The organism is Halomonas sp. DQ26W (genome assembly GCF_003339685.1).
Lineage (GTDB): Bacteria > Pseudomonadota > Gammaproteobacteria > Pseudomonadales > Halomonadaceae > Halomonas.
Genome location: NZ_QPKI01000006.1, coordinates 15396 through 40138, shown reverse-complemented (window position 1 = coordinate 40138; position 24743 = coordinate 15396). Strand labels below are relative to the sequence as shown.

General features: G+C 60.7%; 24 protein-coding genes, 4 tRNA genes and 1 pseudogene. 19 read left to right on the top strand and 10 right to left on the bottom strand.

From position 1 onward, the window contains the following. Positions 1 to 64 precede the first annotated feature (64 nt). The 3 genes from betA to betI all read right to left on the bottom strand — a co-directional run bounded on the left by betA (position 65) and on the right by betI (position 4083). The gene (gene betA / locus DU490_RS04605; protein WP_114573158.1) at positions 65 to 1756 is read right to left on the bottom strand and encodes a choline dehydrogenase; all 1692 of its coding nucleotides are present in this window, start codon (positions 1754 to 1756) and stop codon (positions 65 to 67) included. 240 nt (positions 1757 to 1996) lie between these two features. Beyond that, a complete protein-coding gene (betB, locus tag DU490_RS04600; RefSeq protein ID WP_114573157.1) occupies positions 1997 to 3466 on the bottom strand; it encodes a betaine-aldehyde dehydrogenase in 1470 nt (489 codons plus the stop codon). 11 nt (positions 3467 to 3477) lie between these two features. Continuing rightward, complete coding sequence (betI, locus tag DU490_RS04595) at positions 3478 to 4083, bottom strand: transcriptional regulator BetI (protein WP_181869963.1); 606 nt, start codon at positions 4081 to 4083, stop codon at positions 3478 to 3480. Between the two features lie 379 nt (positions 4084 to 4462). On the opposite strand from betI, the gene DU490_RS04590 reads away from it, so the two are divergent. The 4 genes from DU490_RS04590 to DU490_RS04575 all read left to right on the top strand — a co-directional run bounded on the left by DU490_RS04590 (position 4463) and on the right by DU490_RS04575 (position 4989). Continuing rightward, a tRNA-Met gene (locus DU490_RS04590) sits at positions 4463 to 4539 on the top strand. A 132-nt stretch (positions 4540 to 4671) separates the two neighbouring features. After that, positions 4672 to 4747 (top strand) — tRNA-Asn (locus DU490_RS04585). A gap of 28 nt (positions 4748 to 4775) precedes the next feature. Continuing rightward, positions 4776 to 4851 (top strand) — tRNA-Asn (locus tag DU490_RS04580). Between the two features lie 62 nt (positions 4852 to 4913). Then, positions 4914 to 4989, top strand: a tRNA-Asn gene (locus tag DU490_RS04575). Between the two features lie 184 nt (positions 4990 to 5173). Here DU490_RS04575 and DU490_RS04570 read toward each other — a convergent pair. From DU490_RS04570 to DU490_RS04560, 3 genes are all read right to left on the bottom strand, one after another. After that, positions 5174 to 6130, bottom strand: coding sequence for a sulfurtransferase (locus DU490_RS04570; RefSeq protein WP_114573156.1), 957 nt, complete (start codon positions 6128 to 6130; stop codon positions 5174 to 5176). 178 nt (positions 6131 to 6308) lie between these two features. Further along, positions 6309 to 6878: a carboxymuconolactone decarboxylase family protein gene (locus tag DU490_RS04565; protein ID WP_114573155.1), complete on the bottom strand. Its 570-nt coding sequence runs from the start codon at positions 6876 to 6878 to the stop codon at positions 6309 to 6311. A gap of 83 nt (positions 6879 to 6961) precedes the next feature. After that, positions 6962 to 7549 carry a TetR/AcrR family transcriptional regulator gene (locus DU490_RS04560; RefSeq protein ID WP_114573154.1) on the bottom strand — a complete coding sequence of 196 codons (588 nt, stop codon included), beginning with the start codon at positions 7547 to 7549 and terminating at the stop codon, positions 6962 to 6964. A gap of 219 nt (positions 7550 to 7768) precedes the next feature. Here DU490_RS04560 and DU490_RS04555 point away from each other — a divergent pair, with 219 nt between their 5' ends. The 6 genes from DU490_RS04555 to DU490_RS04530 all read left to right on the top strand — a co-directional run bounded on the left by DU490_RS04555 (position 7769) and on the right by DU490_RS04530 (position 13465). Then, positions 7769 to 8497 (top strand): hypothetical protein, encoded by a 729-nt coding sequence (locus tag DU490_RS04555; RefSeq protein ID WP_114573153.1) that lies wholly within the window; start codon positions 7769 to 7771, stop codon positions 8495 to 8497. 192 nt (positions 8498 to 8689) lie between these two features. Beyond that, positions 8690 to 11071, top strand: coding sequence for an amylase (locus DU490_RS04550; protein WP_181869962.1), 2382 nt, complete (start codon positions 8690 to 8692; stop codon positions 11069 to 11071). A 66-nt stretch (positions 11072 to 11137) separates the two neighbouring features. Beyond that, positions 11138 to 11449, top strand: a complete 312-nt coding sequence (locus tag DU490_RS17135; protein ID WP_181869961.1) for a hypothetical protein — start codon at positions 11138 to 11140, stop codon at positions 11447 to 11449. A gap of 89 nt (positions 11450 to 11538) precedes the next feature. Next, positions 11539 to 12111, top strand: coding sequence for a DinB family protein (locus DU490_RS04540; RefSeq protein ID WP_114573151.1), 573 nt, complete (start codon positions 11539 to 11541; stop codon positions 12109 to 12111). Positions 12112 to 12218: 107 nt separating this feature from the next. Then, positions 12219 to 12410, top strand: a complete 192-nt coding sequence (locus DU490_RS04535) for a hypothetical protein (RefSeq protein ID WP_181869960.1) — start codon at positions 12219 to 12221, stop codon at positions 12408 to 12410. Between the two features lie 446 nt (positions 12411 to 12856). Continuing rightward, positions 12857 to 13465, top strand: coding sequence for a hypothetical protein (locus DU490_RS04530; RefSeq protein WP_147270445.1), 609 nt, complete (start codon positions 12857 to 12859; stop codon positions 13463 to 13465). Positions 13466 to 13562: 97 nt separating this feature from the next. Here DU490_RS04530 and DU490_RS04525 read toward each other — a convergent pair whose 3' ends face one another. Beyond that, positions 13563 to 13796, bottom strand: a complete 234-nt coding sequence (locus DU490_RS04525) for a zf-HC2 domain-containing protein (protein ID WP_258801274.1) — start codon at positions 13794 to 13796, stop codon at positions 13563 to 13565. Further along, the gene (locus tag DU490_RS04520; RefSeq protein WP_181869959.1) at positions 13793 to 14383 is read right to left on the bottom strand and encodes a sigma-70 family RNA polymerase sigma factor; all 591 of its coding nucleotides are present in this window, start codon (positions 14381 to 14383) and stop codon (positions 13793 to 13795) included. Before DU490_RS04520 ends, DU490_RS04525 begins: the two co-directional genes overlap by 4 nt. A 268-nt stretch (positions 14384 to 14651) precedes the next feature. On the opposite strand from DU490_RS04520, the gene DU490_RS04515 reads away from it, so the two are divergent. The 6 genes from DU490_RS04515 to DU490_RS04485 all read left to right on the top strand — a co-directional run bounded on the left by DU490_RS04515 (position 14652) and on the right by DU490_RS04485 (position 18795). Next, a complete protein-coding gene (locus DU490_RS04515) occupies positions 14652 to 14966 on the top strand; it encodes an EthD family reductase (RefSeq protein WP_181869958.1) in 315 nt (104 codons plus the stop codon). Positions 14967 to 15008: 42 nt separating this feature from the next. Next, positions 15009 to 16049: a DUF3179 domain-containing protein gene (locus tag DU490_RS04510; protein WP_114573148.1), complete on the top strand. Its 1041-nt coding sequence runs from the start codon at positions 15009 to 15011 to the stop codon at positions 16047 to 16049. Then, positions 16046 to 16603: a hypothetical protein gene (locus tag DU490_RS04505; protein WP_114573147.1), complete on the top strand. Its 558-nt coding sequence runs from the start codon at positions 16046 to 16048 to the stop codon at positions 16601 to 16603. Before DU490_RS04510 ends, DU490_RS04505 begins: the two co-directional genes overlap by 4 nt. A 76-nt stretch (positions 16604 to 16679) precedes the next feature. After that, positions 16680 to 17144 carry a DUF302 domain-containing protein gene (locus tag DU490_RS04500; RefSeq protein WP_114573146.1) on the top strand — a complete coding sequence of 155 codons (465 nt, stop codon included), beginning with the start codon at positions 16680 to 16682 and terminating at the stop codon, positions 17142 to 17144. A gap of 239 nt (positions 17145 to 17383) precedes the next feature. After that, on the top strand, positions 17384 to 17797 hold the full coding sequence (locus DU490_RS04495; RefSeq protein WP_114573145.1) for a hypothetical protein: 414 nt from the start codon (positions 17384 to 17386) through the stop codon (positions 17795 to 17797). 377 nt (positions 17798 to 18174) lie between these two features. Then, positions 18175 to 18795 carry a class I SAM-dependent methyltransferase gene (locus DU490_RS04485; RefSeq protein ID WP_114573143.1) on the top strand — a complete coding sequence of 207 codons (621 nt, stop codon included), beginning with the start codon at positions 18175 to 18177 and terminating at the stop codon, positions 18793 to 18795. On the opposite strand, the gene merR is transcribed toward DU490_RS04485, so the two are convergent. Then, entirely contained in the window at positions 18764 to 19195 is a 432-nt protein-coding gene (gene merR / locus DU490_RS04480; RefSeq protein WP_114573142.1) for an Hg(II)-responsive transcriptional regulator, read from the bottom strand. The genes DU490_RS04485 and merR overlap by 32 nt on opposite strands. A 171-nt stretch (positions 19196 to 19366) precedes the next feature. Between merR and merF the strand changes: the two are divergent. Further along, a pseudogene (merF, locus tag DU490_RS04475) lies at positions 19367 to 19552 on the top strand (mercury resistance system transport protein MerF); the annotation flags it as partial. Between the two features lie 76 nt (positions 19553 to 19628). Further along, the gene (gene merA / locus DU490_RS04470; RefSeq protein ID WP_114573140.1) at positions 19629 to 21038 is read left to right on the top strand and encodes a mercury(II) reductase; all 1410 of its coding nucleotides are present in this window, start codon (positions 19629 to 19631) and stop codon (positions 21036 to 21038) included. A 173-nt stretch (positions 21039 to 21211) separates the two neighbouring features. On the opposite strand, the gene DU490_RS04465 is transcribed toward merA, so the two are convergent. Next, on the bottom strand, positions 21212 to 23266 hold the full coding sequence (locus tag DU490_RS04465) for a carboxy terminal-processing peptidase (protein ID WP_114573139.1): 2055 nt from the start codon (positions 23264 to 23266) through the stop codon (positions 21212 to 21214). A gap of 129 nt (positions 23267 to 23395) precedes the next feature. Between DU490_RS04465 and DU490_RS04460 the strand changes: the two genes are divergently transcribed. Further along, complete coding sequence (locus tag DU490_RS04460; protein WP_114573138.1) at positions 23396 to 24715, top strand: M18 family aminopeptidase; 1320 nt, start codon at positions 23396 to 23398, stop codon at positions 24713 to 24715. Positions 24716 to 24743 lie beyond the last annotated feature (28 nt).

The following is a 24743-nucleotide window of genomic DNA, read 5'->3' as shown; positions in this document are numbered from 1 at the left end:
ACGCATGCAAGAGCGCCCCGTCGTGAGAAGCGGGGCGCTGTGAAAGGCAGGGCGCTTTACTGATTCAGTAGAGCCGGCGTTCGGGCTCCTTGCGAGCAGGAAGCCCTTGTGCGACGAAGAAGGGGGCATCCGATGGCGGCAGTGACTTTTTCCCTCGGATCTTGTCGGCCAGCTTTTCGGCCAGCATGATCGTCGGTGCGTTGAGGTTGCCGGTGGGGATCGACGGAAACAGCGAGGCATCGACGACGCGCAGTCCCACGAGGCCGTGCACTCGACCGCTACCATCGACCACTGCTTTCTCGTCGTCCCCCATGCGACAGCTGCCGCAGGGGTGATAGGCGGTCTCGGCATGTTTGCGAACGAAGGCGTCGAGCTCGGAGTCGGACTCAACGTCCGGACCCGGGGAGATCTCTTTTCCGCGATATGGGTCCATGGCGGGCTGGGCGATGATCTCCCGGGTCAGGCGGATGGCGTCGCGGAACTCCTGCCAGTCCTTCTCCTGCGACATGTAGTTGAACAGGATGCTGGGCGCGGCCTTGGGGTCCCGGGAGGTCAGCCGAATCCTGCCCCGGCTCTCCGAGCGCATGGACCCGACATGGGCCTGGAAGCCATGTGCCTGTACCGCGCTCTTGCCGTTGTAGCTGATGGCGATGGGCAGGAAGTGATACTGCAGGTTGGGCCACGCTTCGTCGTCGTTGCTGCGAATGAAGCCCGCTGTCTCGAACTGATTGCTGGCGCCGACCCCGGTGCCCTTGAACAGCCACTCGGCACCGATCTTCGGCTGGTTGTACCATTTCAGAGCGGGATACAGGGAGATCGGCTGCGTGCACTCGTACTGGATATACATCTCCAGGTGGTCCTGGAGGTTCTCGCCGACGCCGGGCAGGGCGTGGACCACCGGGATGTCGAGCTCACGCAGGTGATCGGGGTTGCCGACGCCGGAGCGCTGCAGGATCTGCGGCGAGGCGATGGCACCGGCACACAGCAGCACCTCGCGACGGGCATGAACCTGATGGACCTGGCCGCGGCGCAGGTAGCGCACGCCCACGGCGCGCTTGGCCTCGAACTCGATAACGTCCGTGGTGGCGTGGGTTTCGATGGTGAGATTCTCGCGGCCCCTGGCCTGGTCGAGATAGCCCCGGGCAGTGGAGGCGCGCCGCCCCTTGTGCGTGACGAAACGGTCCATGGGGCCGAAGCCCTCTTGCTGGTAGCCATTCACGTCGGGCGTTTCGGGGTAGCCGGCCTGAACGGCGGCATCGATAAAGGTTCGATAAAGTGGATTGTTGCCGGGCTTTGGAGTCGTGACAGCAATTGGCCCATCGCCACCATGGTAGTCGTCGGGTCCGATATCGCGGCACTCGGCCTTGCGAAAATAGGGCAGGCAGTTGGCATAGGTCCAGTCGGCCAGGCCGGGCAGGCTTGCCCAGTTGTCATAGTCCAGTGCATTGCCGCGGATATAGCACATGCCGTTGATCAGCGACGAGCCGCCGAGCCCCTTGCCACGGCCGCACTCCATGCGCCGGCCATTCATGTGCGGTTCCGGGTCCGTCTCGAATGCCCAGTTGTAGCGCTTGCCCTGTAGCGGGAAGGCTAGTGCCGCCGGCATCTGGGTGCGGAAGTCGAGCCGATGGTCGGGGCCACCGGCTTCCAGCAGCAGGACACTGACCTCGGGGTCTTCCGTAAGCCGGGCGGCAAGCACGTTGCCGGCCGAGCCGGCGCCGATGATGACGTAGTCGAATTCGTTAATCTGGGACATGACATTTCTCATTGATAGCGCCACGGAAGCGGGCCTGCTCGCATGCGCAAGAAGTGTCGGCCCAAGGCAGGTGCGGCTGGCTGTAGCGAGGGGCGCCGGGGACAAGCCGAAGAGGAGGTCCTACGCAGGGATGGCGTAGGTAGCGCCCAGGGAGGGGTTCACAGCGCCTCCTCGAAGGCTTGTCGACGGCTCAGCCCCGAGCGATCCGGTTAGCTGGAAAGCGGGTGTCTTCGCGGCCTCCTAGAACACCGACTCGAAGGGCCCCATCTCCACCTGGACCGACTTGGTCTGGGTATAGTGGGCCAGGGTCTCGATACCGTTCTCGCGGCCCACGCCGGACTGCTTATAGCCGCCCACCGGCATCTCGGCGGGTGATTCGCCCCAGGTATTGATCCAGCAGATACCGGCTTCAAGACGGTGGATGGTGCGGTGTGCCCGGCTCAGGCTCTCGGTGAAGACACCGGCTGCCAGCCCGTAGTGAGTGTCATTGGCGCGACGGATCAGCTCCTCGTCGTCGTCGAAGGCGAGTATCGCCATCACCGGGCCGAAGATCTCCTCTCGCACGATGCGCATCTCGTCGCTGCAATCGGTGAAGACGGTGGGAGCGGCCCAGGCACCCCTTGCAAAAGTGCCCTCTGTCATTGGCTCGCCGCCAACCAGTATCCGGGCACCTTCCTGCTTGCCCAGCTCGATGTAGGTGAGCACCTTCTCCTGGTGGCCATAGCTCACCAGGGGGCCGAAGTTGGTCTCGGGGTCGAGCGGGTCGCCAGCCCTGATACGCGCCACGCGCTCGGCAATCCTGGCCTCGAAGGCCTCCTTTACGGAGCGATGGACGAAGACGCGAGTGCCATTGGTGCAGATTTGGCCACTGGAGTAGAAATTGGCCATCATCGCCGCATCGGCAGCGCGGTCGAGGTCGGCATCGGCAAAGACGATCAGTGGCGACTTGCCGCCGAGCTCCATGGTCACGTCCTTGAGGCTCGAGCCTCCGGCCGCAGCCATCACCTTCTTGCCGGTGCCCACCTCGCCGGTAAAGGACACCTTGTCGATGCCGGGGTGCCCGGTCAGCATCTGTCCCACACGGCCATCGCCCTGGATGATATTGAAGACACCGTCAGGTAGCCCTGCCTCGGTGAATATCTCGGCCAGCTTCATGGCGGTCAGGGGGGTGACCTCGCTAGGCTTGAGCACCACGGCGTTGCCCGCGGCCAGCGCAGGGGCGGCCTTCCAGCAGGCGATCTGGATGGGGTAGTTCCAGGCCGCAATGGCACCAATCACACCCAACGGCTCGCGGCGCGTGTAGACGAAAGCATCCTCGCGGAGCGGTATCTGGCAGCCCTCGATGGCGGGTGCAAGGCCGGCATAGTACTCGATGACATCGGCACCGGTAACGATATCCACGGCAGCGGTTTCACTGATCGGCTTGCCGGTGTTGCGTGTCTCCAGCTCGGCGATCTCGTCGTTACTCTCGCGTAGCAAGGCTACTGCACGGTTCAGGATGCGCCCTCGCTCCATGCCGGTCATGGCCGTCCAGATGCGCTGACCTTTGCGAGCCGCGGTGACGGCCCTGTCCACATCGGCCTGTGAGGCTTGTTGCACCCTGGCGAGAAGGCTACCGTCGTAGGGGTTGTGAACGTCGAAGGTCTCGCCGGAAGTGGCTTCCACCCGGCGGCCGTCGATATAGAGTGTTTCGGTGTCGAGGCTTGCCATGGTTGCTCCTGTCAGGAAACGGGTGTGGATTCGTGGTTGGCCAATAGCTGATTCAGGTAGTCATGGGCCAGGCGTCGTGCACTCTCGGCATCCAGCCCTTCCGGTGTCAGGGCGCCACGCAGCCAGAGGCCGTCGATCGTAGCCGCCAGGCCCTGCGCGGCATGTCGGGCCTTTGCCCGGGGCATAAGGCGTCGAAACTGGCTACACAGGTTGGAGTAGAGGCGACGATCATTGACCTGCTGGAGGCGCTGAAGCTGGGGCTTGTGCATGCTGCTGGCCCAGAAGGCCAGCCAGGTCTTGGCCACCGGGCCTGAAACCTGGCTGCGGTCGAAGTTGCCATCGATGATGGCCCCGATATGGGCGCGAGGTGAAGCATCGCCCAGGGAGCGCCGCCGTGCGGCGACGGCATCGCCGAGATCGGTAAGGATCTGGCGCATGGTGGCCTCCAGCAGCCCGTCCTTTCCGCCGAAGTAATGGCTGATGATCCCGGCGGAGACGCCTGCATGACCGGCGATGCGGATGACCGTCGCATCGGCAAGGCCGACTTCGTCGATGGCTGCCATGGTGGCCTGAATCAACTGCTGACGCCGAATGGGTTCCATTCCAACCTTGGGCATCAGGCACTCCTTGTATCATGATGACGACTACCATCGGCGACGACGATGTCGTCGGTCGCTGGCGGCGTTAGGAGCCTGCCGGACTTAACGCTGATCTACTGCGAGATCCGGTCTTTCGGCCAATTTCATTCGATCCGATTCGTTAAATAGCGGGCTATTCGCCTCATCAGATCGATAAACTTGTCTCGAAATCCAAATCTCTCATGACGATCGGTCAAATCCGACAGGCTCCTGGTTGAGTATGCCTTGCAGCATGCCATTTTTTTATTGAACGTTCAATCAATAAAAAATGACGAGATCGCCAGCTTGCCACCGTGACATGCTTCGGGCATAATTTTGCCCCGTCAACCCGCCCTTGTGTATAGGTTCGGCAACGGAAGGCTACGTAGCTCAGCTGGTTAGAGCACATCACTCATAATGATGGGGTCCCCTGTTCGAATCAGGGCGTAGCCACCAGAATTCTCGAAGGCGCTCGTACGAAAGATCGTACGGGCGCCTTTTGTTATACGCGTGGCGGCCGGCAGGGGGGGAATCCGCCCTTGACCTGATCGAAGCGATCCGTATACTACGCACCGTGTTCAAGGCCATTCCCCGATAGCTCAGTTGGTAGAGCAAATGACTGTTAATCATTGGGTCGCAGGTTCGAGTCCTGCTCGGGGAGCCAATGAAACACGTGCTGATCGAAGCGCCATTCCTCGATAGCTCAGTTGGTAGAGCAAGTGACTGTTAATCACTGGGTCGCAGGTTCGAGTCCTGCTCGAGGAGCCATCAGCTTGTAATGAGCCATCAGCGCTTTCATTGCATCAGCATACCCTCAGTGTACAGGCCGATCCCGGATAGCTCAGTTGGTAGAGCAAGTGACTGTTAATCACTGGGTCGCAGGTTCGAGTCCTGCTCCGGGAGCCATTAGGCTCAACTCCGCTTTCTTGCCGTTTCTTCTTCCCCTCCATTTTTTGTTTGAGCCGCCTCGTTCCATCTTTCGATGGGGGCGGGAATGGATGTGCTTCCGAGTGGGTCGCGTCTCCTGACAGGAGCGCTGCTTGGGTCATGCGGACCCGGCGCCAAAGCAACCGGGCCAGCCTCGTGGCGCTCAGTCGAGCGCTTCCTGGAGGCGCTCCAGGCCGCGTCGAGCGAGTTGCACTGGGCGCGAGTCACTTATCGTCCATGCAGCCATGGAGCCGTCATACATCGAGACGTTGTCAAATCCGGCAACCTCGCTGAGCACGAACCAGTCCGTAGCCGCCCAGTGTCCAGTATTGCAGAAGGTGATAGTACGGGCATTACGATCCAGCTCGGCAGTGTTGATACGTGAAGCGAGACCTTCCTTGTCCAGGTAATACGCACCCGCACGGTCCCCGAAGTGGCTTTGATGAGGCAGGTTCCGGGCACCGGGTATTGTGCCGGCGGTTCTCACGGCCGGGGAGACCGTTTCGCCGGTGAAGTAGTCTGATGGACGGGCATCCACCAGCTGAGTCTGGGTCTGGCGCGCCTGCTCCACCTGTTCGGTGGTGGCTATCAGCTCCTCGCGCAGGCTGGCCTGGAAACGTTTCGGTTCCGCTGCGGAAACGGGGCCGCTGGCAGTGTCGAAGCCCTGTTGCTGCCAGCCGGCGAAACCGCCATCAAGAATGGCTACCTCATCGTGACCTAGAGTCTTGAAGGTCCAGTAGATGCGTGCCGCGCTGCCGAAGTCTGTAGGTCCGGTTCCGGCGGGGACGATCACGACCGTCGTATCGTTGTCGATACCCAGGCTCCCGATCAATTCCTGAAGAGGTTCGATCGCGGGAAGCAGGCCAGCTACGTCGTCACGTGCTTCACGCCAGCCATCCTCGATGTAGCTACTGTAGCGGCTGCCGGGGATGCGGGCGGCCTCGAAGCTGTCGCGATCGCCGCCATCATCAATGGAAGAGCGAACATCAAGAACGACCTGATTCTCGTCATTCAGGTGCTTGTCGAGCCACTTGGCCTCGACAAGAGGGGAAATATCTGCGGCCTGGACCTGCGCCGATAACCACAGTGCACTGACGGCCAGTACGAGAGTGCGTAGCATAAGCTTGACCTCGTTTGTCGGGTTTATCGTGAGCCTATGCCGTCGGCCAGGGAACGGCAATTGGTTCACCAGACGGAATGCTGACTAGAACAGCGCGCTTTGCAATAAGCGACAGTACCTGGCATGCACTTTCGCGAGTTCGGTGGATATCGCCCGACAAGGCATTCCGAGACGGGGCTTACCTCTTCCAGGCGTGGTCGGCGAAAGCCTCGTCGAGTTCCGGATGATTGAGGTGGTTGGAATAGTTGGATAGTGTCTTCACGGCCAGAGCCAACACGATCTGCAGCACATGTTGCTCTTCGAAGCCGGCCTCCAGGAATGCCTTGACGTCTTCACGTGTCGGCATGCCACGAGTGTCGAACATGACGCTAGTGAACTCGCTAAGCGCAGCCAGGCGAGAGTCGGGAATTTCCCGATCCTCACGGATCGCTTCGAGCACGTCGGCAGGCACCTGAGACATTTTCTCTGCCAGCATGCTGTGGGCGGACATGCAGTAGCTGCAGCCGTTGAGTTGACTGATGGTCAGGAATACCACCTCCTGCTCCGGGGGAGTGAACCCGGAATCCTGTCGGAACAGCTCATAGCCGTGCAGGTAGGTGTCAAGGACGCCGGGTGCCTTGGCCATGCCTTCGTACATGTTGGGCACGAACCCCAACTTGACATTGGCCTTCTCGAGCAGTGGCAGGGCCTTGGCATCAGCGTTCTCGAGTGTCTGCGGGGGAAGTTGTAGCTGGTAGTTGGCAGCCATGTTGGCTCTACTGTCGTCGTGGGACTGTTATATATGGACTAATCAGTCCATATGTGTCGTGAGAAATGCTCCTCTCACGTGCTTCAGCGCAATGTGTCGAGTAGTAGCTCGGCGGCGGCCCGGGTCTGCGTGGGGTCTGCGCCGGACTTGAGCAGGGTGCGCAGGCCGGCCATGCCCAGCGTGAGATAGGTGGCGAGCGCCAGGGCGTCCCGGTCTGGGGCGATATCGCCTTCGGCCTGTGACCGAACGACGGCCTCATGGAACAGGGCGGTGATGGCTTGGACACTGCGCCTGGTCTCGATGGCTGCGATGTCGCCACGTTGGCCGAGTTCACTGGCGGAATTGAAGATCAGGCATCCCAGTGCAGATCGCTCGCTGCCGGCCTCCATCGCTGTTTCCATGAACAGTTCCTGAAGAAAGCCAATGGCTGAAGGTGACATTTCCAGCCGGCGGTTGAGCCTATCGATCAGGTTGCCGCGATAGCGGCGCAGCGCCTCGAGAAACAGTTGTTCCTTGTTGCCGAAGGCCTGGTACAGGCTGCTGCGCGAGATTTTCATCGCCTTCAGCAGGTCGCGGGTCGAAGCACTGTCGTAGCCTCTGGCCCAGAAGACATGCATGGCGGCGTTCGCGGCCTCGTCGGGGCTGAATGCGATGGGGCGTCCACGTGTCATGCTGACAATTTAGTACCGATCGATCCACATCTCAAGCGATGTATTGAGAAAGGGGAGGCCGAAAAGGTGTAAGGATCCTGGTGCGGCGGTGACAAAACCAGTATGGCGCCGCCCACAAGAAATGATCTGGCCGCTAAGGACCGGTCTGCAATCACATGTGGCGTCATGACGCAACGACATACGCAGTCGTTGCTTAACCGTGATCGAGGAGGCGTAGAAATGACAATACAAGATGAGAAACGCCGCACTCTGCTGAGTCGGCTAAGCCGTCAGCTGGGCTATACCGCGCCGGCACTGGTGCTGGTGGCGAGTGGCTCGGCGTTTCAGGCGTCGGCCGGTCAGGCGGCTGACAGCCGCTCCTTCACCAGCGGCCAGGAGGCGCCGCTGATGCTGGCAGAAGCCCATGCTGAAGCCGAGGGAGAAGCTGAAGCGGAAGGGGAGGCTGAAGCGGAGGGGGAGGCTGAAGCGGAAGGAGAAGCTGAGGCGGAAGGAGAAGCTGAGGCGGAAGGAGAGGCTGAGGCGGAAGGAGAGGCGGAAGCAGGGGGCCATGACAGGTCCTCAGTCGAGCGCCCTGAGGGGTATACGCCTGGCTATGATGAATCGGGCGATAACGCCGCTGAGCTGATTGCCCAAGGCGAGGCGCTGTTCAACGACCCCTCACTCAGTACTAACGGGCTCTCCTGTGCCAGCTGCCACGGCGCGGATGGACTGACTGGGTACCAGAATACCTTCAACGATCCGTATCCCCATCAGGTCGCCATGGGCATGGACCTGTTCGATATGGACCTCGTCCATGCCGATGAAATGGTTCAGTTGTGCATGGTCGCCCCAATGGAGGCTGAACCGCTGGACTGGGCGTCGGACGAACTGGCGGCCCTATCGGCCTATGTCGTTGATGCCCAGCAGCGCTTCGCTGGCGCAAGCGCGGGACATAACTGCGATTCCTAGCACAGGCAGTATCGGGAACGCCGACCTTCGTCCGCATTCCCGTCTGTCGCTGCCTGACGTCGACGATGTGCCCCGTGGAGTGCGCCGCTGGTAATCACTGAAAGGTTTGGCTCACGGCACCGACCTAAAGGCTGGGATGGAAGCAGCGTCCTGTGAATAGACAACAACGCTGGCTGAATGAGGGATCTTGGGATGACAGAGCAGACTTCACCGCAACGGCGCTTCTGGCTGGGGGGTAAGCGAGCCGATGAGCAGGATCGCTTCTTTCGCGAGGCGCTGGAGCCGCTGGGGTGGCAGCAGGGTGACGAAGACGTCTGGGATGCGGCGTGGATCACCGGCATGCCGGAGATCAAGCAGTTTCGTCGTGTGACACCGCAGCGCAGCATGAATCACTTCCCCGGCAATGCCGCCTTGACGGTCAAGAGCCGCCTCCACGACAGCTTGGCCAGCCTGCGGGAGCGCATACATGCTAGCCATGGCGCCGAGAGTGAGCTGGCTCAGCGGCTGGCATTCTTTCCGCGGGCCTATGTGATGCCGCATGACTACCACGCCCTCCAGGCCGCCGCTCTGGCAGCCCCGGAGCAGCGCTGGATTCTCAAGCCGACCAATGCCTCCAAGGGCAAGGGGGTGCGGGTACTGCAGGATGTAGCTCAAGCGCCGTTGGCCGCTAACTGGCTGGTCCAGGAATACCTGGCTAACCCGCACACCATCCGCGGCCACAAGTATGTGCTGCGTCTGTATGTACTGATCTCGAGCATCGAGCCGCTGCGTGTTTATCTCTATCGTCAGGGGTTTGCCAAGCTGGCCTCCGAGCCTTGGGACCCCGACGATGTCGACAACCCCTACAGCCAGCTGACCAATCCCGATATCAATGCGCTCAACACCGATGCCGAGGTGCCGGTGGAGTTCATCGATCTCGAGCGCTACCGGCACTGGCTGCGCGAGCAGGGCCATGATGACGAACAGCTGTTCGCCAAGATCGAGGACCTGGTAACGCTGACGGTGATCTCGGCACTGGACGCCATCAAGCAGCGCACGGCTCAGGTCGGCGCCGACCCGCGCGGCTGCTACGAGCTGCTGGGCCTTGACTGCCTGGTGGACGATACCCTCAAACCGTGGATTCTCGAGTGCAATCTCAGCCCTTCGCTGGGCATCTGTGCTGCACCCGAGAGTGGGGGCTTGATCGAGGAGCGCGTCAAGGGTGGGCTGGTCCACGACATGGTCGCACTACTGGGCATCGGCGTGGCCACCGTCAGCGATAGCTCGCTGCTGGCCGAGGCACAGGCGGAGCAGGACCGTGCCGGTGATTTCCAGTGCTTGCTGCCCTCGTTCGAGACGGAACAGTATCAGCCCTATTTTTCGCTGCCGGGCTTGGCTGATATTCAGCTGGCCGATGCCATGGCTGGTCAGGCTGTGCCGCGCCCGCAACTAGCGCGCCGGCATGTCGCAGAACTGCTTGATGACGACCAACTGGCGCTCTATGCCACCCACACTCACCGCTACTATCGGCCTAACGACACCGCAGCGTTGATCTGGCTGCTGGCCACCGAGGGCCTCGATCCCGATGCCATTGCCGATGAGTTGGCCCGCTCGGCGAGTATCGTCGGTGACGAGCCGCTCGATCACCAAGTGCTGCACCAGCAAGTCTGGAGCACTCTGGCGCAGTGGTGTCGCGATGGCCTGCTGTGCCAGCGTGGCACGCAAGATGCCTCGCGGCATGCCAGCGAAGCGCCGTCCGTCAAGGCGAACGCCACGCCACAGGCCATGCAACTGGTCTTTGATAGCAAGCGCTGGGCGCTGTATTTACCCAGCGGGCCGGTGATGAACCGGCTGACGGCACTGTTCGCCGGCGCGCTGGTGCCGCTCAGCGATGAGGCAGCGATACATCTGCCGCGCCTCGAGGTACTGATGGAGACCGCGGGCTACAGCCTGGCGGCGGATGGCAAGGTGTTTGCCGGGCGACTCACGCTGGCTCAGCTTGGCCCTGCGCTGCAGGGCTATCTGTTGCGTCAGGCGCGGACGGCGGATTGTCTGGTGCTGGATGCAGGCCTGCTGATTACCCCGCAAGGCACCGGCGCACTCTGTCTCTTCCCGATCAGCGAGCGCGTCGATGTTGCTCAGCGGCTGGTGTCGGCGGCGAACGGCGTGTTGACGCGTGGCGTGCGGCTGTCGCTTGCTTCCGCCCCGACCATCGAGCCACTTGGCCTGCCTATCCCTGAGATCATTGCCAGCGAGGTGCCTGGTCTGCCCGAGCGCATCATCCTGCAGGGCGTGCTAGGTGATGGGGGCCAGGACGTTGCAGCTGAATGGCTAAGCAAGGTGCCCCCTCTCGATATGCTCGGCATGCTGCTGGCCTGTGGCGTATTCGACGACGAGGTGCCGGCAGCGCCCGACAGTGTCATTGCCGTCGGCGAGAGCTTGGGAGGGTTATCGTGTCGTTTGCTGGGGCGGGAGGCGCCAACGCATACGGCGCTATCGAACTGGCTTGCTGATCTGGAGGAGGCACGGTGTATTACCGAGCAGAAGACGCTATCGCCGCGCGGCGCTGGCGCCACTCGAACGTCAACCCTTTAGGTTGACGTCACTGCATGACGGCATGCGATCGCATGCCGCCTATTCATCATCACGGAGGTCATCAACATGACACTGCAAGATGAGAAACGAAGAAGCCTGCTGGGGCGTCTCAGCAAACAGCTGGGTTATGCAGCCCCTGCACTGGTGCTGGTAGCCAGTGGTGCCGCCTTTCAGGCCGTGGCCAGCGAGTCATCGGCAGAGCCGAGCTACACCAGCGGCCAGGAAGCACCACTAATGCTGGCAGAAGCGCATTCCGAAGGCCAAGGCGAAGCAGAGGCAGAAGCGGAAGCAGAGGCAGAAGCCGAAGCCGAGGGGGAAGCGGAAGGTGAAGCCGAAGCCGAGGGGGAAGCGGAAGGTGAAGCCGAAGCCGAGGGTTAAAGGAGCGTTAAACCCCTGAACGGGTGGTCGGGCCGGCCGTCCGCATGCCGGCCCCGGCTATCTCACTTGCGATCAACAGGTAAACTGCCATGTCATCCATAATAAATCAGGCATTCCCTCCTCAGGAGGGACTCATTGAAGAGAATCTCCTGGCATTGACACAGCTGGAGGCGTTCGTTGACGCGCTGACGCCGGAGCAGTTCCGGCAGGACTTCGGACACGATGGTCGCCATACGCTGGGCAAGCACATACGACATATCATCGATCATTACGCTGCCTTGCTGAGTGGTTTGGAGAACAATAAGGACGTCATAGACTACGAGCATCGTCGTCGTGATGAACGCTTGGAGCAGTGGCCGCAACAGGCTGCTCATCGTCTGACTGAAACCAAGGTTGCACTGACCGCGCTGTTGGGACGATGCCCGACTGACCGTTTGAGCCTGAACTATCCCGTTGGCGATGGCATGCAGGTACTGGACACCAGCCTGGCACGCGAACTGGCTTTCCTGACCAGCCACACCATTCATCACATGGCGATAGTGGGCCTGCTTGCCGACCAGCTCGGCATCACCTTACCCGAAGCCTTCGGCGTTCATCCTTCCACATTGAGGCATTGGCAACGTGAAAGATCCGCCTCTGTCGCAACAGCATGGTCTGCGTGATGGACCGGATGTGGCCAACGGCGTGGGTGCTGATGCTTCTGCTGGCCTTCCCGGCTTCGGCAGATGCCCGTTGGCCTGAGCAGGGATGGGAGGTGGAGGGTACGGCCATGATCGAGGCTCCGATCCGTTTCTGCGTGACAGAGAACGAGGACGATACCGCCACGCTCGCTTGGAAGCGACCAAGCCATGTCCTCGCCCCCTATGTTGGGGAGGGAGGCGAAGCGTTGGAGGAAATCGGCCGCGAACTCGATGCCGTGTTCGCCGCCATCGCCAGGCTAGCGGTAACGACGCCGGAATAATTCGCCACTACTGCTGAGACATCCCGATTGTAAGAATGCGGGGAACCCTCCCGACCAAGGCAAAGCCTGCCACCGGTGTGGCGCGAGCAGGCCGTTGAAATGCTGCCTTTGTCCGATACCGGACAGGTCCTGATCGGCCTGTTGGCGATCATTGGGTTAGCCAGACGCTGAATTATCCATTGTAAATCTTGCTCAATGGCGCCTCGTTACTGGCGGTCAGTGCTTCGGTGATCGATCCCTTGGGGTGGTTCCTCGATGGCACCAATGCTCTGTTCTACCCCTCTCTGATCACCTTTGCCGGTTGCCTCGTGGTCATGGCGTTTCGCACCTACTCCCACGTCCTAATAGTCAAGCGGGATGTGGGGGGTGGTCACGGTAGTTGTCAAGGAATCTGTTGCCTCTGAGTTCATTCACGCCGCCTGTTTTTCTGGTTCCACTACGGTGACATGGAGTTCACGCTCTGGGTTGAGCGAGACGGTACCGATGTGTGTCCAGTTGCGGATCTCACCACCCGCTATCAATGGAGTGGTGACAATGCAGGGATAGAAACCGCGGCAGTGGTTCGCAGGCTCAAGGTGGATGAGGGGGCGGCCAACGACTCTGCGACAGGCTACGGCTTGATGCTGGCCGGCAATATCGGCGTGGGGCCGGATACCACCTTGATGGCTGGCGCCATTTATGGTGACGGGGTGGGGCGGTACCTGTACACGGCCAGCGGCACCGACGATGGTGATGCCGGGATCGGGGCGGCCTTCGTGGATGCCGATGGCAATCTCGAGACCATCGAAGCCTATGGTTTCAACGTGGCCGTGGCACAGCAGTGGACCGACAAGTTCAGCTCCAGCCTGTCCTACGGACAGGTGAGAGGGGATCGCCCTGGGGATCTATTCCCGGACTCGACCCGGAAGTTGGAGAGTGTCCACTTCAGTCATTTCTATCGGGTGACGGAGCCGGTTACGCTTGGCTTCGAAGTCTCTCATGGCAGGAAGGAGTTGCAGAGTCGGGAATCTGAGGACGATACGCGCTTGCAGTTCTCGGCGCAGTACAATTTCTGACCTTCAGCACTTCATGACACTGCAGTATCGCAGGTTGTAAGTCGGTACCTCATGGGCAAAGGGATTTGCCCATGAGGTACCGGGAAATCGATATTTTTCAATAGTTGTCGCCGCCGCTGCCAGGCGGCGTACCGGCATCCAATTCAATCAGCCTTTCGTAATACTTTCCGGTCTGATGCAGGAGATGGAACTGTTGGTTGCATTGAGTGCAGGCAGAGCACATGGCGAGGTGAAGCTTGAGTGACAGCTTTTCCTGGAATGTGAGAGGGACCTCGAGTTGCCTGGACATCAAGTGGGTTGCCTCTTTACACATCATCATCTTGAACATCATGTTTTCTCCGTGAGCCAGTCCCGCTCGATGCAGGCGCGCAGGCGTAACCTGGCACGGTGTAGAATTACCCAACAATTATTCTGTTTCAGGCCCGTTTCGCGACAGATATCCTCTGCCGATAATCCCATCAATTCTCGTAGAGAGAAGACGCGCGCCGCGGTGTCGGTTAGGGCGGTCATGCAAAGATCGAAAATTTGCCAGAACCGCTCGCTGTGCAGTGTCGACTCGGGGTTTCCCCAGTTAGAGGGCCTGGCTTCCTGTTCCCAGCGGCCATTCTTCTGGAACTGACGATCTATGGCTGCCTCGTCCAGTTCATCCTCCAGCGGTTGCCACCCGCCTTCGCGGCGCTGAGCCCTCAGGGCATCAAGGATCTTGTATTTGAGAGTACCGAAGACCCAGGTCTCGTAACCCGAACGACCGGCAAAGGTGTCGTCTTTCTCGATGGCCGCCTCAATGGCTTCCTGCACGGCGTCCTCGGCTCGCGCCAGGTCGCGAAGCTGCAGGCGAGCGAAGGAGACGAGGCGAGGCCGGACCGCCACCAGACGTTGCATGCGGTCCTGAGTACCCTCCGCAGTGACCTGGTGCATAGCGTTGTACCTGTTGGGGCCGGCGCCAGATAGAGTGAGCCGGCGTTGTGAGAGCATTTCATTGATAGTGTCCATTCCATCAGGGTTTGGTCGTCCGAGATGAGCCCCCCCTTACATCGGTCCTGCAACGTCTTGAGCCATAGGCAACCGGCCATGAAAGAGACCCATCTGTAATGAAAGCCGGCGTATTTCTACCAAGTAGAGAGAGGACAGGATGGTCCTCTGTCTCTTGCGGCAGGGATAGGAAATGGAAAAAAGGATCACAGCAATGATTGAAGTACTGGTGATGTATGCAAACCGCGATGGCATGCATTTCGATGATGCCTATTACCTCAAGGAACATGCTGAGCTGATTAAGGAATTACTACAGTCGTATGGACTGAATTACATGCGCTTCGCCAGAGGCAGTGATTCCATGTCTCCCTACCATGCCGTGACCTACCTTGGGATCGATTCTCTTGACAGCTTCAAGGCTGCCATTGATGCGATAGGCAATCGTCTTTTCGAAGACATTCCCCGCTTTACCGATGTGGAGCCGTTGATTCAGGTCAGCCAGGTGGTGTGGGAGCAAAAGATAGGCTGAGGAGCATGCCTGGCACCCGTTATCCCTTTACAGGAGGTCGCCATGACACCGTATATACTGCGCTATTCTTCGCTGAGTATCGTCTTGAGCCTGGTATCGATGCCGTTGGCCACTGCGTCACCACCTGGCCAACACCCACCCGAGGTACCGGTTGCGCACGCCATGGCGTCTTTCCGGGATGCGGTACGCTCGGGAGGGCCCGGGAAAGACGGTATCCCTTCCATAGACCGCCCCCGTTTTCAATCCGCTGACCAGGCGACGCTTAACGATGGCGACAAGGTCATCGGTGTCTACCACCGTGGCCAGGCCAGAGCCTATCCACAGCGTATTCTGGTCTGGCATGAGATCGTCAATGACGAGTTGGGCGGAGATGCGCTCAGCATTACCTACTGCCCCCTCACGGGGACTGCGCTGGGCTTCAAGCGTGGTGAAACCGAGTTTGGCGTCTCCGGTAAGTTGGTCAACAGCAACTTGATCATGTATGACCGTGCTACCGACAGTGAGTGGCCTCAGATTCTGGGTGTGGCTATCGATGGTCCTTTGGCCAATCAAGGGCTCGAGGAGTTTCGGGTGTTTTGGACTACCTGGGGCGCCTGGAAGACACGACATCCCGAAACGGAGGTATTGACCGAAGAGACCGGCTTCGTGCGCAACTACCGTCGCGATCCCTATGGAAGCTACAACCCGGTCACTGGCTACTATGCACCCGACAGTCGACGGCTCTTCCCGGTGATGCAAAGCGATGATCGCTTTCCCCCCAAGACCGTCATTTTCGGCGTGCGTGGCCCAGAGGGTGCTCTCGCCATCACGCGGAAGGCATTACGAAATGAGGGTGTCGTCGACGTTACGTTGGGCGAGCGTCGCTACACCATCATCCATGACTCACAGCTGGATACCGGTTGGGCCTTCCATAATCCCGAGGAAGTGCATATCCGGTCGGCAGAGCTTGAGTTCACTGCCGACGGCGTTACCGGGCCGGGCATCGCCTCGCTCGAGGCAGTAAATGGCTTCGAGGCGATGTGGTTTGCCTGGGCGGCCTTCTATCCTGATACCTATCTCTATGAGGGGCAGGAGGTTCCATGAGACCGCTTGCTCGTATCATCCTGAAGATGCTGTCTCGTCCAACCATGGTCCTGGCGATGAGCGGGGTCATGCTCCTCTATACGCTGCTTTACCTGTGGCTGACCGGCGATATTGCCGGAGGCGGGGCGGGTGGCTGGCATACAACGTTTCCCGCCTGGGAAAGAGTCTTTCAGTCACGGGGGCCGTTTCAATTCGAGCCAGTGGGGCTGATCTCTCTGGGGGCGCTGGTCTGGACTTTCAGTCCGATCAATACCTTGATGGCCGCTGGCATGGGACTGCTGGTTGGCTTGAACGTCGTGGCTGGCTGGTGGCTCTGGCGAAGCCCGCGGCAGTGCGGCCTGGGTGGGTCGAGCACCGGTTTGCTGGCGCTGGTTCCGGCATTTCTTGCTGGTGGGGCCTGCTGTGCGCCATTGATCCTCATCTGGCTGGGATTGCCGATTGCCGGTGCCCTGGCAGGCGTGACGCCTCTCCTGGTCCCCGTTGCACTGCTTCTGCTGGTGGTGGGGCTGTGGTTCAGCCTGCAACGTCTGGCAAGAGAGTCAGGGCTGTCCTGACTTGCGGTGGGAGGAAACGTTGACGAGGCTGAAGGCTCCCACTGCAGGATTTTCCCGCTCAAGGAGAGCATCGGCCATGTACAAGATTTCCCCCTTTATCGGCGCAACCGCCCTCATGATCGCCCTTGCCAGTGCTCAGGCGGATGACGTTGGCAAGGGTATCGAGCAGGTCAGAAGTGATGACAGCATCGACCGCGTCGAAGTGCGTCTGCGTGCGGCCCTGGACGAGCGTGGCATGGTGTTGGTAACCATGGTGGATCATTCCGCCAATGCGGAGCGAGTTTCGCTGTCTTTACCCGCTACCCGCATGTTCTTGTTCGGCAACCCCGACGTGGGAACGCCTATGATGCAATGCAAGGGCGGTCTCGCGCTGGACCTGCCCCAGAAGATGTTGCTGCGTGAGGACGAAGGGACGACCTTGATCGAGTGGAACGATCCCCACTACCTGGCTTGGCGCCATGACCTCGATGACTGCGACCTTCCGTTGGAGCAGGTGGCCGAGGCCTTGTCGGGCATCGCCAACCAGGCCGCGGGTAACTGAGTGGCGCAGTAGCGATTCACCTCTCTCGAGCGCGCCTTGAAGCCATTTTAGTCTCCGAAGGCGCGCGTTCATTACACTAGTCTGAAGATTTATTTGGAAATGTGATAGCGCTAAAATTAATTCAATATAGTTTTGTCTTAGCGTAAGAATAAGCCGTCTTTCCTCTACCAAGTATCAAGAACTCACATCGAGTACATCGAGAGAGTTCTAACCAACGACTTGTATAAAGGAGAGATATCATGAAACGCACAACCACAATCTCGGCAGCCCTTATAACAGCCATGCTGGCACTGGGCATGACCGGTCAGGCTTCTGCCATGCCCAACCATGGCCCCTTTAGCCTGGCGGAAGGCAACACCCCGTCTCGGCTGTTCTCTGGTGTCGATCATTATCGGCTTCAGGTGAATGGTACCTCCAATGTCACCATCAAGAGTCGCGTGATGAATACCGGAGGCAGTACTCATGGCGGACTGACGGCGGTGCTGCGTGATGGAAGCGGTAATGTCGTTACCCAGACCCGGAGAAACGGCGGGGACTTTACGATTAGCAGGCAACTGAGCCAGGGAGACTATACCCTTGAAGTCCAGCCCAGTATGTTATCTGGAGGTTCAGCTTCCACGAACTATTACCAGTTAGTTACACACACTCAGTGACTATCGACACAAGTGGCCTTCGCCAGCCTTGAGGGCTGGCGGGGCTCGTTGAATTGAAATCGCAGGACATTGCTGGCAGGGAAGGGGAGACTGAAGCGATACATGGGGGGCTATGGGGGATGCTGTCATGTCGGATATGCTGGAAAAGTGCGGCTACAGCCTGAGCTGTTGGCTAACCAGGCCTCGGCCATGGCACCAGGCCGAAGTTCGAATCGAGCATGACGTGCTGGCCAACTTGCAGCCAGGAGATGTACTGCTGGTCGAGCGATCATCGCGGCTGAGTACCACAGGCTATTGAACTTGACCATCCCCCCGGAAACGGGTCCGCCGGCCAAGTGAGATTTCCGCTATGTTACCCTGATAGCTGGAGATATCTAATGACGCTTTACGATCAACATGTTCTGCCACACCTTCTTCACTTGGCTTGCGGCATCAAGGTGGTCGATCATCAGCGGGCGGCTGTGGTGCCGGAAGCGCAGGGCCGAGTCCTGGAGGTGGGCATGGGCTCCGGGCTCAACCTTCCCCACTATGACCCGAACAAGGTCGAGCTGGTGTGGGGGCTCGAGCCCTCCGAGGGCATGCGTCGCAAGGCGCGCCACAACGTTGCCCACGCACCCTTCGAGGTGCGCTGGCTGGATTTGCCCGGAGAGGAGATCCCCCTGGAGAACGCCAGCGTGGATACCGTGGTGCTTACCTATACCCTATGCACGATTCCTGACTGGCACCGTGCGCTGGAGCAGATGCGTCGGGTGCTCAAGCCGGGCGGCCAGCTGCTGTTCTGTGAACACGGCACGGCGCCCGACGAGGCCGTGCGGCAGTGGCAGGATCGCCTCAATCCACTGTGGCGCAAGGTGGCGGGTGGCTGCCATCTCAACCGTGCCATACCCGAACTCATCGAGCAAGCCGGCTTCGATATCCAGCGGATGGAGACGGGCTATCTACCGAAAGTTCCGAGGTTTGCGGGTTTCAATTTCTGGGGGTGCGCTGTTCCCCGTTGATCAAGCCCTCGTGTAATGATGCGATCAACGGGCAGGAGATACTTCCCTCCCGCTCATGACACGCCTGTACCAGTTCGGCCAGTGTCCGCTCGATACGCTGGAGGCCGGCGATTTTCTCACGCACATCCCGCAGTTTATGCTCGGCCAGGGTGCTGGCCTCCTGGCAATGAGTGCCATCCTCCAATCGCAACAGCTCAGCAATCTCGTCCAGGCTGAAGCCTAGCCGCTGTCCGGTTTTGACGAAGGTCAGCCGTGCCACGTCGGCTGTGCCATAACGGCGGATACCACCATGAGGGCGTTCCGGCTCCGCGAGTAGCCCGCGGCGCTGATAATAGCGGATGGTCTCGACATTGACGCCAACCGTCTTGGCCAGGCCGCCAATGGTCATGGTGTTCGCCATTCTGTCTACCGGTCTCTTCACGCCGCTTGACTCCGTATCCAACTACGGAAGTAACCTTATCGTAGTACTCCCTGTCCTCAAAGGGGAACGTCAGGGTGGAAATCGAAGACGGGGCGACGAAAACGCCGGCTATCCCTACACCGCGTCCTCGGAAGTGGATTGGGAGTGACCATGAAGAAACCTAAAACCCTGCTGCGCGTGAGCGTGATAGGTACCATCGTGGTGGCGCTGTGCTGCGTTACGCCGATCCTGGTGATTCTGTTGGGCACCCTCGGCTTTGCGGCACTGACCGGCTATCTGGACTATGTGCTGTTTCCTGCCCTGACCTTCTTCATCGGCCTGACCTTCTATGCACTGTGACATGAAAAGCGGCGCAAGATGCAATACGACGACTGTTGTGACCGCGGCTCACCCCATTCAAGGAATCCCCCTCATGAGTGATGACAAGACTCTGCATATCGCCGTGATCGGCAGCGGTGGCGCGGCCATGGCGGCCGCACTGAAGGCAGCCGAGCGCGGTGCCCGCATCACCCTGATCGAGCGCGGCACCATCGGCGGTACCTGCGTGAATGTCGGCTGCGTACCTTCGAAGATCCTGATTCGCGCCGCGCATATCGTGCATCTGCGCCGGGAAAGCCCTTTCGACGAGGGGGTGAGCGCCCAGCAGGCTCCAAAGATCGACCGGGCGAAACTGCTCCATCAACAGCAGTCGCGTGTGGAGGAGCTGCGTGACGCCAAGTACGAAGGTATTCTACGCGACCATGCGGCCATCACGGTCCTCAGCGGGGAAGCCCGGTTTGTCGATGCCAATAACGTGGTGGTCAAGCTGACGGCAGGCGGTGAGCAGACCGTCCGCTTCGATCGTGCCTTTATTGGCACCGGTGCTCGCCCTGCCGAGCTGCCGCTACCGGGACTGGCTGAAACGCCCTATCTCACCTCCACCAATGCGCTGGCACTGGATACCGTGCCCGAGCGCCTGATCGTCATCGGCGCCTCGGTGGTGGCCCTGGAGCTGGCCCAGGCCTTCGCTCGGCTGGGCAGTCGGGTCACCGTGCTGGCCCGCAGCCGACTGCTGTCCCAGGAAGACCCGGCGGTGGGGGAGACGGTGGAAGCGGCGTTTCACCGCGAGGGTATCGAGGTGCTCACGCAGACCCAGGCCAGTCGTGTAGACCACACCGGCCATGAATTCATTGTCGACACCAACGCTGGCACCCTGCGGGCGGATCAACTGCTGGTGGCCACCGGACGGACACCCAACACCGAGGCGCTGAACCTGGCGAGCATCGGCGTGGAAACCGCGCGTGGCGCAATTCTGGTGGATGAGCAGCTGCAAACCACCGTACCGGGCATCTATGCTGCCGGTGACTGTACCGATCAGCCGCAGTTCGTCTATGTCGCCGCCGCCGGGGGCAGCCGGGCCGCCGTCAATATGACGGGCGGCTCGGCTTCCCTGGATCTCAGCGCGATGCCGGCGGTGATCTTCACCGACCCCCAGGTGGCCACCGTCGGCCTGACGCAAGCCGAGGCGCTCAAGCAAGGCTTCAGCGTGGAGACACGCGTGCTCGATCTGGAGAACGTGCCGCGTGCGCTGGTCAATTTCGACACTCTTGGTTTCATCAAGCTGGTAGCCGAACGCGACTCGGGGCGGCTGTTGGGGGTGCAGGTTGTGGCGGGGGAGGCCGGCGAGTTGATCCAGACCGCAGTGATGGCGCTACGCGCCCACCTGACGGTACAGGAGATCGGCGATGAGCTGTTTCCCTACCTGACCATGGTGGAAGGACTCAAGCTTTGCGCTCAGACCTTCACCAAGGACGTGACGCAACTGTCCTGCTGTGCAGGATGAGCACCAGTGTAGGCGGTAAATATCTGGCTATCGCTGGAGGCATGACCGACCGGCGCCTCTCCTTCCTCGAGTCAGGGCAATCACTGAACGCGGTCGAGGGCATCGCTCTGGGTCCGAGAGAGAAAAGATGAAACGGCAGGACTCCCTCCGGCACCGGCCGGAGGGAGAGGACATCAAAAGCGAGCGGCCATGCGGCGCTGGGTGAGTTCGGCGTAGTCGGCGAGAATGGCGGCGGCCTCGGTCACCTGAACGCGCTCCACCGGTTCTTCGTCGTCGCCTTCAATGCGGGCATCGATGAGTTCATCGAGCAGGCCTAGACCCAAGGCTTTGCGGCGCTGGTTTTCCAGCGATAGCTGTTCGGCGTCTCGTGCTTCGACTTCCAGCTGGCGCTGTTCGCGGTCGAGGCTCACGCTGGTGTGCTCTTCGCGCAGACGACGGGCCAGGTCGGCGCGTTGCTCCAGGAAAACGAAGTTGGGGTGGGTATCGGCCCGCTCCCGGTGCCTGGAGCGCAGGGTTTCCAGATACTCCCAAGGCTCGCCGTAGTGACGATACTGGACCTCCTGAACGGTGTCCCACGCAAGGGCGTTGTCCAGGCTGCTTTCGCCGATCCGCTCGGGGTCCACCAGGTTGGGGAACAGAATATCCGGCTCGACTCCACGGTGCTGGGTGCTATCCCCGGAAATGCGGTAGAACTTGGCACGGGTAAGCTTGATCTGGCCATGGCTCAGGTCGCTGAGGGTTTGTACGGTACCCTTGCCGAAGGTAGCGTTGCCCAGCACCAGGCCGCGGCCGTAATCCTGGATGGCGCCGGCGAATATCTCCGAGGCCGATGCCGACAGCCGGTTGACCAGTACCGCCAACGGACCGTCGTAGAGCGTGCCGGTCTCGGTGTCGCCATAGAGGCTGATGCGCCCACGTGCATCGCGCACCTGTACGGTGGGTCCGCGGTCGATGAACAGGCCGATTAACGAGTTGGCCTCCTGCAAGGCGCCGCCGCCGTTATTGCGCAGGTCGAGCATGATGCCATCGATACCTTCTTCCTTGAGTCGCTTGACTTCACGAGCGACGTCGCGGGTGGTGCTGCGGAACTCCTCCTCGCCGGCCTGCCAGGCATCGAAGTCGACATAGAAGGTGGGTATCTTGATCACGCCGATACGCTTTACACCGTCGTCACGCTCGACTTCTATGATTTCTCCCCGAGCGGCCTGGTCCTCAAGATCGACGGTGTCGCGGGTGATTGCGACTTCGTGAGAGCGGGTCATGTCCATGGCTTCCGCCGGGACCACCTCCAGGCGCACCACCGTGCCCTTGGGGCCGCGGATCAGATCCACGACCTCGTCCAGGCGCATGCCCACCACGTTGACGACCTCTTCACCTTCCTCCTGGCCGACACCAATAATGCGGTCTGCCGGCTCAAGTACGCCGGCGCGGTCCGCTGGTCCGCCGGGCACCAGGCTGGTGACCTTCACGTATTCGCCGTCGGACTGCAGCATGGCGCCGATGCCCTCCAGGGACAGACGCATCTGGATATCGAAAGACTCACCCTGGCGGGGGGAAAGGTACTCGGTGTGAGGGTCGATGCTGCTGGTCACCGCCGCCATGAACAGGCCGAAAACGTCCTCGCCGTTGGTCTGGCGAAGGCGAGAGAGTTGCCCCTCATAGCGCTGGCGAAGGTTGGTCTCGACTTGCTCTTCATCCTGGCCGGTGATGTCGAGGGTGAGGGCGGCGTTCTTGAGCCGCTTACGCCACAGCTCGTCCAGTTCGTCCTCACTCTCGGCCCACGGGGCCTCGCGGCGGTCGAGTTCGAGGCGCATATCGGTGTTGTAGCTGTAGCCGAGCCCCTCGTCGATCTTGTCCAGCAGCCACTCGAAGCGTGACTCGGCACGATCGTGATAGCGCTGATAGAGCGCATAGGCGGGGGCCAGTTCTCCTTCGAAGAGCATGTCGTCGATGCGTTCCTCGAGGTGACGAAACTCCTCGAGATCGCTGCCGAGCAGGAACGCCCGCTGTCCGTCGAGCACATCGAGGTAGCGCTCGAAGGCCAGCCGCGACCATTCATCGTCAAGCTGGGCATCGGCATAGTGGCCATAGCGCAGCGATTCAGCCACCTCTACCGCTACCTGGCGCTGAACGTCGCTGGGCTGAATCTGCGCCAGCGCTGCATTGCCAGTCAGCAATACAAGCGCCAACAGTGTGGCTGAGTGCCGAATAACGACTAGCAGGCTCATCAATGAAGCACTCCCGGTTTCGTGTAAACTTCCTTCCCTAGACACGCGCAAGACTTGCGAGTTGCAAAGGACGACACGGTATTGTAGCAGCTGTCTCATCAACCACAGACCCCCCTGAAGAGGATTCTCATGTCAAAGGAAGCCCGTCTTGAGCGGCTGCTGGACTTTCTGCAGTGCTCACCCTCTCCCTGGCACGCCGTATCGGTCATGGCCGAGCGTCTCGAGGCCGCTGGCTTTCGTCGACTGGATGAGTCACACCCGTGGCAGTTGACGGCCGGAGAGCGAATTTATGTCACCCGCAACGACTCATCGATCATTGCCATGCAACTGCCCCGAGAGGGCCTATACGCCCTGCGCATGATCGGGGCCCATACCGATAGCCCCGGGCTGCGACTCAAGCCCAATGCCGCCCAGACAACATCGGCGGGCTGGCTGCAGCTTGGTGTCGAACTCTACGGTGGGGCGCTGCTGGCCCCCTGGTTCGACCGTGACCTGGGCCTGGCGGGACGTGTCCATCTGCGCCAGGCCGATGGCCGGCTGGAGGGCCTGCTGCTAAATGTCGACCGCCCTGTGGCGACCATTCCCAGCCTGGCGATCCACCTGGATCGTGAGGCCAATAACGGACGTGCGCTCAACGCCCAGACCCAGATGGCGCCGGTCTTTCTCCAGGGAGGCGAGGCGGCGGACTTTACCAGGCTGCTGGTGGAGTGGCTCGATGCCCAGCACGACATCGGGGACGCCGAGATTCTCGACTTCGAGCTGGGGCTCTTCGATACTCAACCTCCGGCGCGGGTGGGAGTGAGGGGTGAGCTGATCGCTAGTGCCCGGCTGGACAATCTGCTTTCCTGCTTCATCGGTCTGGAGGCGTTGCTCGAATCGGATGGGACCCAGGGTGTCGTGCTGGTTGCCAACGATCACGAAGAAGTCGGTAGCGCCAGCGCTTGTGGGGCTCAGGGTCCCTTCCTGGGCGACGTTCTGCGGCGCGTCAATGCCCAGCTCGGCGAGGTGGGCGGGGCGGGGGAAGCGAAAGACGAGAGCTTCATCCGCTTGATCCAGGCCTCGCGCATGATCTCCTGCGACAACGCCCACGCCCTGCACCCCAACTTCCCCGACAAGCACGATGCGGCCCATGGGCCGGCCCTGAACGGTGGCCCGGTGATCAAGGTCAATGCCAACCAGCGCTATGCCACCACCAGCGCCACCGCAGCGCTGTTCCGCGACCTGTGCCGCGAGGCCGGGGTGCCGGTCCAGGCTTTTGTGACCCGCGCCGACATGGGCTGTGGCAGCACCGTCGGGCCGATTATCGCCACCGAGCTGGGGGTGCCGACGATGGATGTCGGCGTGCCCCAGTGGGCCATGCATTCGATTCGCGAGACCGCCGGCGCCGAGGACGTGGAATACCTGACGCGGGCGCTCGTTGCCTTCTGCAATCGCGCGGAGCTGGCCTGAGCCCGAAGCTCAAATAGTGAGGATACTT